The following is a 15,053-nucleotide window of genomic DNA, read 5'->3' on the forward strand; positions in this document are numbered from 1 at the left end:
ACCTTTTCATCTCCTTGCAAATTCAGAAATCAAACGTTCCTGCACTTCACTTAGCGTCACTTTTTCGTCCACTTTTTGCTTCGTAAAATTCCATATGTTCTCGATCTGTTCGATCGACTCGTCGATAGCTGCATTGGAACCTTTCTGATAGGCACCGATATTGATCAAGTCTTCGGATTCTTTGTACACGGCCATCAACCGTTTCATGTTGTTTACGGCGTCCAGTTGTTCCTCTGGTGCGATATCCTTCATGACACGACTGATGCTGGCCAAAACGTCGATCGCCGGAAAGTGGCCTTTGTTGGCGATGGCACGGTTCAGCACGATGTGCCCGTCAAGAATCCCCCTGACGGCGTCGGCTATAGGTTCATTCATGTCATCCCCATCGACAAGCACCGTATAAAATGCCGTGATGGAACCGGTCGGCCCTGTCCCTGCGCGCTCCAAAAGCTTGGGAAGGCTGGCAAACACCGAAGGAGTGTATCCCCTCATGGCCGGCGGTTCGCCGACAGCAAGTCCCACTTCCCGTTGCGCCATCGCATATCGCGTTACAGAATCCATCATTAACATGACATTCATGCCTCTGTCCCTGAAATATTCTGCAATGGTCGTAGCGATCACCGCTCCCTTGATTCGAATCAAGGCCGGCTGATCCGAGGTCGCGACGATGACGACCGAACGCTCCAGTCCTTCCGGCCCCAGATCGCGTTCGATAAAGTCACGAACTTCGCGTCCCCGCTCCCCGACAAGCGCGATGACGTTGACATCCGCCGCCGTATTGCGGGCAATCATGCCCATCAGCGTACTTTTCCCGACACCGGAACCTGCGAAAATGCCAACCCGTTGGCCTTTGCCTACCGTAAGAAGTCCATCGATGGCTCTCACGCCGACACTCATCGTCTCAAGTACCCTTGGGCGATCCATTGGATTAACCGGTGCATTGGAGGTCGAGTAGGTTGGCATTCTTGACGGCAAAAGCGAACCATCGAGCGGCTTGCCCAGGCCGTCAAGCACTTTTCCGAGCAGTTCGGAACCGACCTGTACGCCAAGCGGCTTGCCTGTCCCGACCACATCGCAGCCAGGACCTATGGATTGAAGTTCCCCAAGCGGCATTAACAGCACCTTATTGTCACGAAAACCTACAACCTCCGCTTGAAGCGGTTTGGCCGATTTGCCAGGGTAGATGTAGCATACATCGCCGATGCTTGCATCCGGCCCCTCCGATTCCACCATGAGACCAATGACCTGAGTCACTTTGCCATTCACTCGAACGGGATCGAATTGTCGCAAATGTTCCATATATCGCTGCGAGCTTAAAATCTTCATTTAACTTTTCGACTCCTCATCCTCAAGTGCGATGCGGACCAATTCTTTTTTGATTTCGGAAAGCTGTGTGTCGATTCGGGCATCCACACTCCCGAAGGACGACCGGATGACACAACCTTTGTCCTTCACGGTCGCATCGGGCAGGATTTGCAATTCCGCCTGCGAATCAATCGACAGCGCGAGTTCTTCCCGCGCAGCCTGGACAAATGCAAATTGTTCAGGGGCTACACACAACGTAATGATGCCCTGCTCCCGTTTTCGCGACAAATTCTGTCGAATGAGCTCGAGCATATGCTCCGGATCAAGCGTCAGCTGTTTGTCGATCACTTTTTCCGCTATTCCGCAAGCAAGTTCAACGAGGAAAGGCTCTGCTTCCTGAATGATTTGCTCTTTTGCTACATATGCCTCTCGGAGAACTTGCTGGGCTTCCTTCATCATCTCTTCGATTTTCACCTGGAGCTCATGCTCAGCCTGTACCCTGCCCTCTTCATAGCCTTGCTGAAAGCCTTGTGAACGCATGGCTTCAATTAAATGCTCATCCTGCTGACGTTGCTCCTGCCACCAGGCCTCGATCTGTTCCTTCGCCTCCTGAAGCATTTGCTCCGTCTGCTCTGAAGCTTCACGCACCTGCTTTTCCGCAAACTCCTTGGCATCCTTCAGCATCTCTTCCGTCAGGCGTTTGGATTCCTCATCAACACGTGCTTGCAACGATGCGGCATGTGTCGAATCATCATCACCATCCGAAGCTGTTTCCGCTTCTCCGTAATAATGGTGGTTTTCCAGACGCTTGTGATCCTGAGCAGGCACATACTGAAAAGATTTAATCAAATTAGACAATGATGTCATCTCCTCCGCCACGGGCGATAATGATCTCACCTGCATCCTCCAGTTTGCGGATAGTTCCTACGATGCGCGTTTGGGCTTCTTCAACGTCACGCAGACGCACAGGACCCATAAATTCCATTTCTTCTTTGAACGTTTCGGCCATACGCTTCGACATATTTCGGAAAATAACATCGCGAACTTCTTCGCTGGCCACTTTCAATGCCAACTGCAAGTCGGCGTTGTCGATATCGCGGATAATGCGCTGAATCGAACGATCGTCCACATTGACGATATCCTCGAACACGAACATCCGTTTTTTGATTTCTTCGGCAAGCTCCGGATCCTGAATTTCCAAGGAATCCAGAATGGTGCGTTCCGTCCCCCGGTCGACCCCGTTGAGGATTTGCACGATGGATTCGATACCACCTGCGTTCGTATAATCTTGTGTTACTGTTGATGAAAGCTTCTGCTCCAAGACTCTCTCCACCTGCGCAATGACTTCCGGAGACGTGCTGTCCATGACCGCGATTCTTCGGGCTACATCCGCCTGCTTCTCTTGCGGCAAAGATGAAAGGATGGCAGCCGCTTGTTCAAATTGAAGATAAGAAAGAACGAGAGCGATGGTCTGTGCATTTTCGTTCTGGATAAAGTTCAAAATCTGGTTCGGATCTGCCTTGCGCGCAAAGTCAAATGGTCTGACCTGCAGCGTGGCCGTCAGGCGATTAATAACTTCAAGCGCTTTTTGAGAGCCGAGCGCTTTCTCCAAAATCTCTCTGGCATAGGTAATACCGCCTTGAGAGATGTATTCCTGGGCCAAACAAATTTGGTGGAATTCCGCCAAGATCATTTCTTTTTCCGCAGAATCCACTTTGCGAACATTGGCAATCTCCAATGTCAGCTGTTCGATCTCTTCATCTCTGAGATGTTTGAAGATTTGGGCCGAAACTTCCGGTCCCAGCGTAATCAATAAAATTGCTGCTTTCTGTCTTCCGGTCAATCCTTGACCGCTCGCTTTTGCCAATGCATTCACCTCTATTCGTCAGCCAGCCACGTACGCAGCAGATTGACGAATTCGTCTGGCTTTTTCTTTGCCAAACTCTCCAATTGTTTGCGCACTTGACTTTCGTTCGTCACACTGTCCAGCGTAATGGACGGAAACTCTGTTGCTACAGGGAGAGGAAGCTCCTCTTCTTCGTCTTCTTCTTGTCTGCGACGGCGACGCACAAGCAGGATCACCACTGCAGCGATCAGCGCTGCCACTAACCCGCCTGCTGCCCATAACATCCATGAAGAAAGTTGGAAACCGGTGCTTTCCGCAGTTGTCGTTTGGAATCCTTGGGAAATCACTGAAACTTTTTTAGTCAAATCCGCGTCTGTTAATTGAACATCGGAATCAGCCAAGGAAGCACGGACGATATTTACCAGAATGTTCTCGATCGCATCCTGGACAGGTTGCTGCAATTCTGTTTGGCCTGCCGGTGGTTCAACCGCGACGTTAATGGTTAAATCTTTTACAGTATAAGGACTTGAAACGATATCTTTCACAATCCGGTTCACATCGTAATTTCTGGTGCTTGAGGACTCTTCGGAAGTCGAGTTCCCCGAGCCGCCGTCGGCAGACGGGTATCCGGGAATTTCCTCTTGACCGGTACCTGCTACACCGCCGGTTGGATTGCTTGCACCTGAATAACTCTTCTGGATCTCCTGTACGCTGATGGCGATCCCTTGCATATTTTCGGTATCTACCGGTGTTACCAGGTTTTCCTTGCGTGTTTCTTTATCAAAGTTAAGTTTGGACGCCACCAATACGTTAACCTTGTCTTCGCCCACGATTTGGGACAGGAATTGTTTCACATTGTTGCGCACATCGTTTTCGAACTTTTTCTGCAACGCCATATTTTCCTGAACTTCGGAGGATAATCCGCCGCTGCCTCCTCGTGCAGTCGGAATCAGTTCAGCTTCGTCGGCATTCGTAATGGTAATGTTCTCAATCGGCAGATTGGGAACCGCTGTTTTCACGAGATTGAAATACCCGTCTACAGCCGCCTGGTTAGGATGATATCCAGGCTGGAACGTCAATGCAATGGAAGCAGATGCTTTATCCTGCTCTTCAAGGCCTGCAAAAATATTATCTTTCGGCATATTAATCAGAGCCTTCGCCTCTTGAATGCCTTGCATCCGTTGAAGAAGCTGTTCTACTTCCCCGTTAATCGCGTTGTTGTATTTGACATCGAACTCTTTGTCGGTCATTCCGATCGGCGACGAGGATTCCTCGAATGCCTTATATCCCAAAGAACCGTTTTGAATGATGCCTTGCGAACCCACATTGACTTTTGTCAAGGCCACGTCGGTGCTTGGAACCGAAATCGATTTGCCATCCGCACTTAATTTGTAAGGAATGTTCGCCGAATTCAGATAATTGATGACTCCTGCGGAATCGCTTGCGTTCAGATCCTTGAAGGCCACCTCATATTCCGTCTTGGACAATTGCATCGTCACGACAACCGCAGCCAAGATCAAAAATGCAAAAGTGGATACTAGCAATATCTTTTGTTTTTTACTGAAACTATTCCAATACTGGACCGTTTTGTCCTTGTACCGGGCCATTCTCTCGTTCACTCTGTCACCCCATCCGAAACTTTGCTAATCTGTCCCGAAGCCATCTCCGTCGCTCGCTCGTTTGAAAGCAGGAAGAATGTTGGCAGGATCAGTACCGCGTCTGCTAGTTGTTAGGTCCAGCGCCGACATCATTGCAGGCGTGCTATTACAGTTGAGTACGCATAATTTCCTGATATGCTTCGATCACTTTGTTTCGAATCTGGGTCGTCAACTGCAAGCTAAGCAGCGCCTGTTCAGACGTGATCATGACCTGATCGATATTTGCTTTGCCAACCAAAAACTGGTTGGTCATTTCGTGTGACTCGGTCTCTTGGGCCGCTACGGAGCCAAGAGCCTCTTGTAGATATGTACCGAAGTTTTGAATCGTTTCGGCTGGTGTGGATGGCCGTTCCACTGTCGTGCTCTGCAACTGCAAAGGTTGAGCCCCTTGTATACTGAACATGTTATTTTGAATCATTAAGTGTCCCTCCCGTCAGCTCTTTCGTTTGTCTCACTTGGTGCTACCGATTCACATTCAATCAGGCTCTTCCGATTTCCAGAGCTTTCGTGAACATCGCTTTGTTGGAATTCAGTGCTGTAACATTTGCCTCATATGAGCGTGAGGCCGAGATCATATCCACCATTTCTTTGGCGATGTCGACATTTGGCATCATGACATAACCTTCGGCGTTAGCATCCGGATGTGTCGGATCGTACACCGGTTTAAGCGGTGACTGATCTTCGCGAATTTCCGAAACCCTGACTCCTTTCCCGGTAGCCCCTCCTTGCATCTGACTTTGAAGAAGGCTGCTGAAAGAAGATTTGTTCGGTTCCAGGACAACCATTTTCCTTTTGTATGGGACCGCTTCTCCGTTGGACACGCTGGCACGGGTCGTTTCGGCATTCGCAATGTTGGACGAGATCACATCCATCCGCAAACGCTGCGCGGTTAGAGCAGACGAACTAATACTAAAGCTGTTGCTAACGTTCACTAGAATTATCTCCCTTCAATTCCGACTCGCATCATCTTGATCTGTTCATTTACCTGCTGAATGTAGGCGTTATATCTCAGTTGGTTCTCCGCCAGAAGACTCATCTCACGATCAATATCGACATTGTTCTGGTTATTGTTCATGGAGGTACTCTGGTCCATTTCGACTACTGGCGCGGGAACGGAAGAGGAAGGACCTATGACAAAATGCCTTGGATCTGTCACTTTCCCTTTCAAAACCTTGATATCCCCATCGTTCATTTGCTGTTGCAGCATTTCTTCAAAAGAAACGTCAGAACGCTTGAAATACGGGGTGTCAGCATTCGCGATGTTGTTGGCAATGGCATTTTGCCGCATATTCGACGCATCAAGTGCACCTTGCAACCTTTTAAAACTAATATCATTCAAAAGATTCATAATATCCCTCCTCTCTTTTAAAATTATGGAAAAAGTTACAACCCTTTTTCTTCAAGTTATCCTTGTTTTCGACAAAAACAGGTTCGTTTTTATCCGTCGATCTAGGACTTAAGTAGAATTAACTCTGATGTTGTCGTATAACATAAGTTTCTTAGAGATTGGCATTTATTACAATAAGAAAAAAGCCCTATCTTTTCTTAAAGACAGAGCTTTTTGAGTATTTTCAGCAAATTATGATTTTTTTCGTAAACGATGGGACCCAAAAGAAAACATTGTTTAAATCTACTTAACATCTAGTCTCTTACAATTCAAAGTTCGCTTCACGATTTCATCTATATTTTTAAGCGATCCGAATTGAGCAAAGAGTTATCCGGCGAATTTTCCCATGGTTAAACATGAAAAATTTGGCGTAACAATAGGCTTTCCAAACCAGGATGCAATAAAACCGATGTATCGTTGTAATTCATAATTGACACCCCCTCCAGAAGACAACCCTTCATTTCTGAACTTGGGAGACTAACAATTTCTTAACATTTAGAGTTAACAAAACCGTGCACCGTCCTCGGTTTTCAGTTTCATCCAAAATGTCCCATTACTCAGGCTTTTTTCGCATTTGCGCAATAAAACCGACCCATTGCCATTAAACCGATCACTAGACTAGGACAATAAATAAACCTATATTTGGAATTCAAACCAATTGAATTTTAAACATATGCGGATGCTTATCTAAGACAATCTCCTTGATCTGCTTCACAAGTCCTATATTTCGGCATGTCCCATCGTGCTTTTACTCTATTATCGGTTAAAACGTTGTTAAACATTAGCTGCTATGTAACAAAAATGTCGAAATTATATGCGAAGCTTCAAAAAAAAGACACGCATTGGGACATTCGCCCGGTGCGTGTCTTTTCCCTTATAGAATGTACTGACTTAAATCGCGATCCTGTGCAATATCGCCGAGTTTTTCCCGAACATACTCCGGTGTAATGAGCATGCGCTCCAGCGTCAGCTCAGGGGCCTCAAAGGATAAATCCTCCAGCAGCTTCTCCAGAATGGTGTGCAGACGGCGGGCACCGATATTCTCGGTGTTCTGGTTTACGGACACGGCAAGCTTTGCGATCTCCCGAATGGCTTCGGCTGAAAACTCGATCTCAATATCTTCCGTTCGCAACAAATCGACATATTGCTTCGTTAACGCATTTTTAGGTTCTGTCAGAATGGATACGAATTCTTCAAGCGTCAAGCTATCCAACTCCACGCGAATCGGAAAACGTCCCTGCAGCTCCGGAATGAGATCCGACGGCTTCGCGACATGAAATGCGCCAGCTGCGATAAAGAGGATATAATCCGTTTTGACGGGCCCATATTTGGTCATCACCGTCGAACCCTCGACAATCGGCAGAATGTCGCGCTGTACACCCTCCCTGGAGACGTCCGGGCCGCTCCCGCGCCCTTGGCTGGCTACTTTGTCAATTTCGTCGATAAAAATGATCCCCGTTTGTTCTGCCCGACGGACCGATTCTTGGGTGACATCATCCATATCGATCAGTTTGCCCGCTTCTTCCTGGGTCAGCACCTTGCGCGCTTCCTTGATGGCCAGCTTGCGTTTTTTGGTGCGGCGCGGCAGCAGGCTGCCAAACATCTCTTGCATGTTCATGCCCATCTGATCATTCCCCTGCCCGGCAAACATATCCATCATGGAAGGCGTCGTATCCTCGACATCGATTTCGATAATTTCGTTTTCCAATTTGCCTGACAACAGGTCGAATTTGATTTTCCGCCGTCTTTCCGCAAGCCCGGAATCGGTTTGGCGATCTTCCTGTTCGTCTTCCTGGCTCGAATTGTTGCCAAAGATCATTTCGAACGGATTACGCTGGTTTTTAGAACGGGACGTCGAAGGCGCCAAAATATGTACGATTCGCTCATTGGCGGCTTCCTCAGCCTTATCCTTCACTTTTTCCGTACGCTCCTGTTTCACCATGCGCAGGGACGTTTCGATCAGATCACGGACCATGGATTCGACATCGCGGCCGACATAACCTACTTCCGTAAATTTCGTAGCTTCCACTTTCACGAAAGGAGCGCCTACCAGTTTGGCCAAGCGGCGCGCGATTTCCGTTTTCCCGACCCCGGTCGGGCCGATCATCAAAATGTTTTTCGGTACGATGTCGTCCTGGGTGTGTTCAGGCAGCAGGCTCCGTCGATAACGGTTGCGAAGCGCAACCGCCACCGATTTCTTCGCCTGCTTCTGTCCTACAATGTACTTATCCAGCTCTGCTACGATTTGTCTTGGGGTTAACGATTGAGTTTGCATTCCGGTTCCCTCCTGCCATTATGCCGGATTTTCTCCGGCATCTTAACTTTTATCCAAAACTAGGGGTAACCCCGCATAGCGCTTGAAACAAACCTTCGACCCAGGTTCTCGCTTGCGGGGTTACATTACAGCTCTTCGACAATAATGTTGTTATTGGTATACACGCATAGCTCTGAGGCAATTTGGAGCGCCTCCCTGGCGATATCCTTTGCTTCCAGATCCGTGGCATGACGTTTCAATGCTCTTGCTGCTGACAAAGCAAAGTTCCCCCCCGATCCGATTGCAATGACGTCGTCATCCGGTTCGATAATTTCGCCACCGCCGGAAATAAGGAGCATGCCGCTATGATCCATCACGATCAGCAATGCTTCCAGCTTGCGCAAAATCCGATCCTGACGCCAATCCTTGGCGAGCTCAACGGCAGCCCGCTGCAGATTGCCGTGATGCTCCTCCAGCTTGCCTTCGAATTTTTCAAACAAGGTAATAGCGTCAGCTACAGATCCCGCAAAACCGGCAACGACCTGCCCCCGGTACAAACGTCGCACCTTTTTGGCCGTTTGTTTCATGACCACGCTCTGTCCCATGGTCACCTGCCCATCCCCGGCAATCGCGGCTTTGCCATTGTGGCGCACAGCACAGATCGTCGTCGCGTGAAATGACATGTCCATGATATAAGCCTCCTACGTATGATTTAAACGCGTCCAGGAACCGTCAGGCCCTCCTCAGCCGCAAAACGGGCAATGCCGTCCAGTGCACGCTGAGCAAGAGCTTCATTTTTTTCTTTTTTGTTGCGAATTTTCTGAGCCAATTTCGGCAGCAAACCAAAATTCGCGTTCATCGGCTGAAAATGCTTGAAATCGGCAGTGGTAATGTATTGAGCCATGCTTCCCAGCGTCGTTTCCGCAGGCAGCACAGCCATATCCTGCCCCAGCGCAAGCTTGGCTGCATTCATACCGGCAATCAGTCCGGATGCCGCGGATTCCACATACCCTTCAACCCCGGTCATTTGGCCGGCGAAGAACAGGTTGGAACGCCCTTTGAATTGATAGGTCGGGTGAAGCAGCTTCGGCGAGTTGATGAACGTGTTTCGGTGCATGACTCCATAACGCACGAATTCCGCATTTTCCAAACCAGGAATCAGCGAGAATACCCGCTTTTGTTCTCCCCATTTCAGATGGGTCTGGAAGCCTACGAGATTGTACAGCGTGCCTGCAGCATTGTCCTGTCTCAGCTGAACGACTGCGTGCGGCAGCGTCCCTGTATGCGGGTTGACGAGGCCAACCGGTTTCATCGGTCCGAACAGCGCGGTTTGTTTTCCCCGTTTCATCATGACTTCAATCGGCATGCAGCCTTCGAAATAAATTTCCTTCTCGAATTCTTTCAATTGAGCGACTTCAGCCGTAATCAGCGCCTCGTAGAACGTGTCGAATTCCTCTTCGGTCATCGGGCAGTTCAGATATGCCGCCTCGCCTTTGTCATAGCGGGATGCAAGATATACTTTGTTCATGTCGATGGAATCTTTTTCGATAATCGGCGCAGCCGCGTCGTAAAAGTAAAAATATTCCTCGCCCATAAGCGCTTTGATCTGCTCGGACAATGCAGGCGAAGTCAGCGGGCCGGTAGCCACAACCACAATGCCATCCTCCGGAATCGCGGTTAACTCTTCGTTCACCACTTCGATCAGCGGATGATTGTGCAGCGTAGATGTAATTTCACCCGAAAACCCGTCCCGGTCAACGGCAAGCGCACCGCCCGCAGGTACTGCATGGCGGTCTGCAGCTGCAAGCACCAGCGAGTTCAGCATGCGCATTTCTTCCTTCAGGACGCCGACCGCATTGGTCAACCCATTGGCACGAAGCGAATTGCTGCATACCAGTTCGGCGAATTTATCCGTGTGATGTGCAGGCGTTTTCACTACGGGTCTCATTTCATACAGCTTCACGCGCACCCCGCGGCTTGCGATTTGCCAGGCCGCTTCCGTACCGGCCAATCCGGCACCAATCACAGTCACTTGTTGTTCATTACTCAAAATCATTTACCCCCATCTATGCTATTGCGCTGATTCTTCTTCCGGCTCCTCCACGGGCTCCTGATGATCGCATGAAGTACACTGCAGGCGAGTTCCCTGCTTGTTGCGCTTCTCAACCATCATGGAACCGCAGCTAGGGCACGGCTTGGCAGACGGTTTATCCCAGGATACGAAGTCGCACTCCGGATATCTGTCGCAGCCGTAAAACACCCGTCCTTTTTTACTGCGCCGTTCCACGACATGACCTTCCTTGCATTTTGGACAAGTTACGCCGATATCCTTGACGATCGGTTTCGTGTTTCGGCAATCCGGAAAGCCGGAGCATGCCAAAAATTTCCCGAAACGACCCAGCTTGTAAACCATCGGTTTGCCGCATTTTTCGCATGTTTCATCCGAGACTTCATCTTCGATCTCGATTTCCTTCATTTCTTCTTCGGCAAATTCAAGGCGCTTCTCGAACGATTCATAGAATTCGGCGAGGACCTTCACCCAATCTTCCGTGCCTTCCTCCACATGGTCGAGATCCCCCTCCATGTTGGCCGTAAACTCGACATCCAGAATTTCCGGGAAAAACTCCTCCATTTGCTCAATAACCAGCTCACCAAGCTCGGTCGGCATGAATTTCTTTTCTTCGATCGCGACATATCCGCGTTTCTGGATCGTTTCCAGCGTTGGCGCATACGTACTTGGACGCCCTATACCCAGCTCTTCCAACGTGCGAACGAGCCTTGCTTCCGTATACCGCGGCGGCGGCTGCGTAAAATGCTGTTTCGGTTCGATCTCCTGCTTTTCGAGCACATCACCGCTTTTCAGCGGCGGAAGCAAACGATCCTCTTCGGTTGTACCGTCGTCATTGCCTTCCACGTACACCTTCATGAATCCCTGGAAGCGGACTTTCGAACCAGCCGCCCGAAACGTGGCGTCTCCCACAGCGATATCTACCGACAGGGTATCCAGAATGGCAGAAGCCATCTGACTCGCCACGAAGCGTTCCCAAACCAGCTTATACAGCCTGAACTGGTCACGGCTCATAAACGACTTGATGGAATCCGGATCGCGCAAAATGGAGGTAGGCCGAATCGCTTCGTGCGCATCCTGCGCATTCGCAGCCTTTTTCGCATAGTTGCGGGGAGTTTCCGGCACAAAGGCATCGCCATACTTGCTGATGATGTAATCTTTGGCTTCTTCCTGCGCGGATGCAGCAATTCGAGTGGAGTCGGTACGCATATACGTGATAAGACCCACGGTGCCCTCTTTGCCAAGGTCAACTCCCTCATAGAGCTGTTGGGCAACGGACATCGTTTTGGATGCCCTGAAATTGAGCTTCCGGGCCGCTTCCTGCTGCAGGGAACTCGTCGTAAACGGGGCAGATGGGTTGCGGCTGCGTTCCTTCTCTTTTACTTCCTTGACTGTAAAAGGAGCGCCTTCGATCTGTTTAAGCACAGCCTGAACCTCTGCCTCGCTGCCAAGCTCGGTTTTTACGCCATTCAACTGATGAAACTTGGCTTCGAAAGGGCTGCCGTCTGCCGTCAGCTTGGCAGTAATGCTCCAGTACTCTTCGGGAATGAAATCATTGATTTCATTTTCCCGATCCAAGATGATTTTGACGGCTACCGACTGAACTCGTCCTGCCGATAGTCCCTTTTTGACTTTCTTCCATAATAGCGGGCTGATCTTGTACCCGACAAGACGATCAAGAATCCTTCTCGCTTGCTGGGCATTCACCAAGTCCATGTTGATTTTGCGCGGGGTTTTGAAAGCATCCTTCACGGCCTGCTTCGTAATCTCGTTGAAAACAACCCTGCAATCCTCGGTGTCATCCAGTTCAAGCGCATGGGCCAAATGCCAGGCTATCGCTTCACCTTCGCGATCCGGGTCAGCTGCAAGATACACTTTTTTCACCTTTTTGCGTGCATCCTTGAGTTCTTTCAGAACAGAACCTTTGCCGCGGATCGTAATATATTTCGGATTAAAATCATTTTCAACCTCAACGCCGATCTGACTCTTCGGCAAATCGCGCACATGTCCCATCGAAGCCTTTACGATGAACTTGCTGCCCAAATATTTGCCAATCGTCTTCGCCTTTGAGGGCGACTCCACGATAACGAGTGAATCCGCCATAGGTTCATCCTCCTCTCAGTGACGAGCTGCTAAAACAAGCGAACTCATCCAATCTAACTAACTTCTCATAACGTTTATGTTCACACACTGCAGCAGCTGCAGCGTCGTCATACCCTCACATACCTTGACCCAGGTAATTGGTTAATCTGCTTTTTTATGATTAAAGATAACAGAACTGAATGCAAATGTCCAAAATCCCAACCCAGCCGTTCCACAAGCTGGTCCAGAGACTGCTCCTCATGCTCCAGCAGAGTGATGACGCGTTGCTCGTCGGAAGAAAGACTTGTTTCGGGAAATATCGCTTGTGCAATCCCTTCGCCTTTCTTCGTTGAACGACCTCTATTGTAAGGAAGTTGTTCGGGATTTGGCAAGCCCATTTGATATTCTTCCAACAGATCGTTAACGGATGTGACCAATTTGGCGCCCTGACGAATCAAATTATGGGCTCCTCTGCTCTTCGGGGAAGTGATCGGTCCCGGAACAGCAAATACATCCCGACCGGCTTCCAGGGCTGCGTCTGCGGTAATGAGCGAGCCGCTGCGAAGGTCGGCCTCGACAACAAGCGTCCCCAGGCTTAGTCCGGCAATAATTCGGTTGCGTTCGGGAAACAGTCCTTGCCGCGCTTTGGTGCCTGGCGGGTATTCCGACAGCAGCAGTCCTTTTTCAGCAATTTTTACGGCTAATCCACGATTTTCAGCCGGATAGATCTGATCGATGCCTGTTCCGAAAACGGCGATGGTTTTGCCATCTGCACGCAAGGCCGCTTCATGACATACGCTATCAATGCCTCTGGCCAACCCGCTTATCACCGTCAAGCCTGCATGGCATAAATCACCAGCCAGCTTCTCGCCGATTTTGCGGCCATATACGGTCGGCATTCGCGTGCCCACCATGGCAATGGAATCCGAACATAGCAAACCCATATCTCCAATGCCATATAATACCCAAGGCGGCGATCCCGTTTCCTTCAATAATATGGGATACTCACCATCCAGATACGTAATCACCCGAATTCCCAGTTTATAAACCTGCTCTCGTCTCTCCTCGATCCAGCTTCGATTTAATCGTTCGACCAAACGGAGTGCCTGATCCGTTCTCAGCCCGGCCTTTAACCAATCCTCTTTACGAAAATCGAGCATGTCTGCCAGTTTGTGCTCACCGGACATCAGCTTGGAGATCGTTTTCCGTCCAATGCCCTCCATTTCATGCAATCCGAATAAAATCCATTTATCTTTCATATGTATACTTCCTCCCGCTGGAGGGAAAAAAGCTTCCCTCATATTGTGTGGCAAGTGACCCCGGATTGCAAGCGTTTACTTTGTCGTGAAATGTAATCCTTCCTGTTTGCGACAAAAAAACGCAAAAAAGCAACCCTTCGTCCGGATGAGGGACAAAAGGTTGCTTACCTTCCGTGTCACAATATCGTCGATAACCCAAATAAACTCATTTTTTGAGCATCGTTTCTTCTATTATAACGGGAAATTTTTAATGTGTCGTGCACAAATTCAAAATGCCTTTTTCTTCGAGCACGCTTACGAGCGTCGAACCCATCTCGGATGGCGTCGGCGCAACTTTGATGCCGCAAGATTCGAGTTTTGCGATTTTTTCCTTCGCCGTGCCTTTACCGCCGGAAATGATTGCTCCGGCATGGCCCATGCGTTTGCCCGGAGGCGCAGTTACGCCGCCAATGAAACCTACCACCGGCTTGGTCATATTGTCGCGAACCCACTCGGCTGCTTCTTCTTCCGCAGTCCCTCCGATTTCACCGATCATGATCACGGCATGAGTCTGAGGATCTTCGTTAAAGCGTTTCAGAATATCGATGAACTCGGAACCTTTGACAGGGTCCCCACCAATCCCGACGGCGGAGGATTGACCGATGCCACGAGTTGTCAGCTGGTGTACGGCCTCATACGTCAACGTTCCGCTGCGGGATACTACGCCCACATGTCCTGGTTTATGGATGTACCCCGGCATGATTCCGATTTTGCATTCTCCCGGCGTAATCACGCCCGGACAGTTAGGGCCGATCAGGACCGTCTTTTTGCCTTCCATGAATCGGGAAACCTTCACCATGTCAAGGACCGGAATGCCCTCGGTGATGCAGATCACCAGATCCAGCTCGGCATCCACGGCTTCCATGATGGAATCCGCAGCAAACGCCGGCGGCACATAGATTACGCTTGCCGTCGCTCCTGTCGCTTCTTTAGCTTCAAGAACCGTATTGTAAACCGGAAGGCTTACGACCTCGCCGTTCTCCAGCGTGATGTCCACATTCGTTCCGCCTTTGCCCGGCGTGACGCCGCCGACCATTTGGGTTCCGTAATCCAAAGCGCCCTTCGTATGGAACATTCCTGTTGAACCCGTAATGCCTTGTGTAATGACTTTTGTATTTTTATCGACCAAAATACTCACGTTGCTTCACATCCCCT

The 15,053-nt window shown here is 49.6% G+C and carries 13 protein-coding genes; all 13 read right to left on the reverse strand.

Going from position 1 to position 15,053, the window contains the following annotated elements; translation table 11 throughout:
- Positions 1-6: 6 nt before the first annotated feature.
- The 13 genes from fliI to sucD all read right to left on the reverse strand — a co-directional run bounded on the left by fliI (position 7) and on the right by sucD (position 15,036).
- Positions 7-1,326, reverse strand: a complete 1,320-nt coding sequence (gene fliI / locus RSX24_RS02010) for a flagellar protein export ATPase FliI (protein ID WP_236417080.1) — start codon at positions 1,324-1,326, stop codon at positions 7-9.
- Positions 1,327-2,163, reverse strand: a complete 837-nt coding sequence (locus tag RSX24_RS02015; RefSeq protein ID WP_236417079.1) for a FliH/SctL family protein — start codon at positions 2,161-2,163, stop codon at positions 1,327-1,329.
- Positions 2,156-3,172 (reverse strand): flagellar motor switch protein FliG, encoded by a 1,017-nt coding sequence (gene fliG / locus RSX24_RS02020; protein WP_236417078.1) that lies wholly within the window; start codon positions 3,170-3,172, stop codon positions 2,156-2,158. The genes RSX24_RS02015 and fliG overlap by 8 nt, the downstream gene beginning before the upstream one ends.
- Before the next feature lie 11 nt (positions 3,173-3,183).
- On the reverse strand, positions 3,184-4,770 hold the full coding sequence (gene fliF / locus RSX24_RS02025; RefSeq protein WP_236417076.1) for a flagellar basal-body MS-ring/collar protein FliF: 1,587 nt from the start codon (positions 4,768-4,770) through the stop codon (positions 3,184-3,186).
- A gap of 145 nt (positions 4,771-4,915) precedes the next feature.
- Complete coding sequence (fliE, locus tag RSX24_RS02030; RefSeq protein WP_236417075.1) at positions 4,916-5,227, reverse strand: flagellar hook-basal body complex protein FliE; 312 nt, start codon at positions 5,225-5,227, stop codon at positions 4,916-4,918.
- Positions 5,228-5,288: 61 nt separating this feature from the next.
- Positions 5,289-5,741 (reverse strand): flagellar basal body rod protein FlgC, encoded by a 453-nt coding sequence (gene flgC, locus RSX24_RS02035; RefSeq protein ID WP_343259531.1) that lies wholly within the window; start codon positions 5,739-5,741, stop codon positions 5,289-5,291.
- 5 nt (positions 5,742-5,746) lie between these two features.
- A complete protein-coding gene (flgB, locus tag RSX24_RS02040; protein ID WP_339277453.1) occupies positions 5,747-6,157 on the reverse strand; it encodes a flagellar basal body rod protein FlgB in 411 nt (136 codons plus the stop codon).
- A 913-nt stretch (positions 6,158-7,070) separates the two neighbouring features.
- The gene (gene hslU / locus RSX24_RS02045; protein WP_236417072.1) at positions 7,071-8,471 is read right to left on the reverse strand and encodes an ATP-dependent protease ATPase subunit HslU; all 1,401 of its coding nucleotides are present in this window, start codon (positions 8,469-8,471) and stop codon (positions 7,071-7,073) included.
- Positions 8,472-8,596: 125 nt separating this feature from the next.
- Entirely contained in the window at positions 8,597-9,139 is a 543-nt protein-coding gene (gene hslV / locus RSX24_RS02050; RefSeq protein ID WP_236417071.1) for an ATP-dependent protease subunit HslV, read from the reverse strand.
- Between the two features lie 23 nt (positions 9,140-9,162).
- Positions 9,163-10,500: an FADH(2)-oxidizing methylenetetrahydrofolate--tRNA-(uracil(54)-C(5))-methyltransferase TrmFO gene (trmFO, locus tag RSX24_RS02055; RefSeq protein ID WP_236417070.1), complete on the reverse strand. Its 1,338-nt coding sequence runs from the start codon at positions 10,498-10,500 to the stop codon at positions 9,163-9,165.
- A 21-nt stretch (positions 10,501-10,521) separates the two neighbouring features.
- Complete coding sequence (gene topA / locus RSX24_RS02060; protein WP_236417069.1) at positions 10,522-12,621, reverse strand: type I DNA topoisomerase; 2,100 nt, start codon at positions 12,619-12,621, stop codon at positions 10,522-10,524.
- A 107-nt stretch (positions 12,622-12,728) separates the two neighbouring features.
- Positions 12,729-13,859, reverse strand: a complete 1,131-nt coding sequence (gene dprA / locus RSX24_RS02065; RefSeq protein WP_343259532.1) for a DNA-processing protein DprA — start codon at positions 13,857-13,859, stop codon at positions 12,729-12,731.
- Between the two features lie 247 nt (positions 13,860-14,106).
- Positions 14,107-15,036: a succinate--CoA ligase subunit alpha gene (sucD, locus tag RSX24_RS02070; RefSeq protein WP_339277448.1), complete on the reverse strand. Its 930-nt coding sequence runs from the start codon at positions 15,034-15,036 to the stop codon at positions 14,107-14,109.
- Between the last annotated feature and the right edge of the window lie 17 nt (positions 15,037-15,053).

The sequence above is a fragment of the Paenibacillus hubeiensis genome, from assembly GCF_032334105.1.
GTDB classification, from domain to species: Bacteria; Bacillota; Bacilli; order Paenibacillales; family Paenibacillaceae; genus Paenibacillus; species Paenibacillus hubeiensis.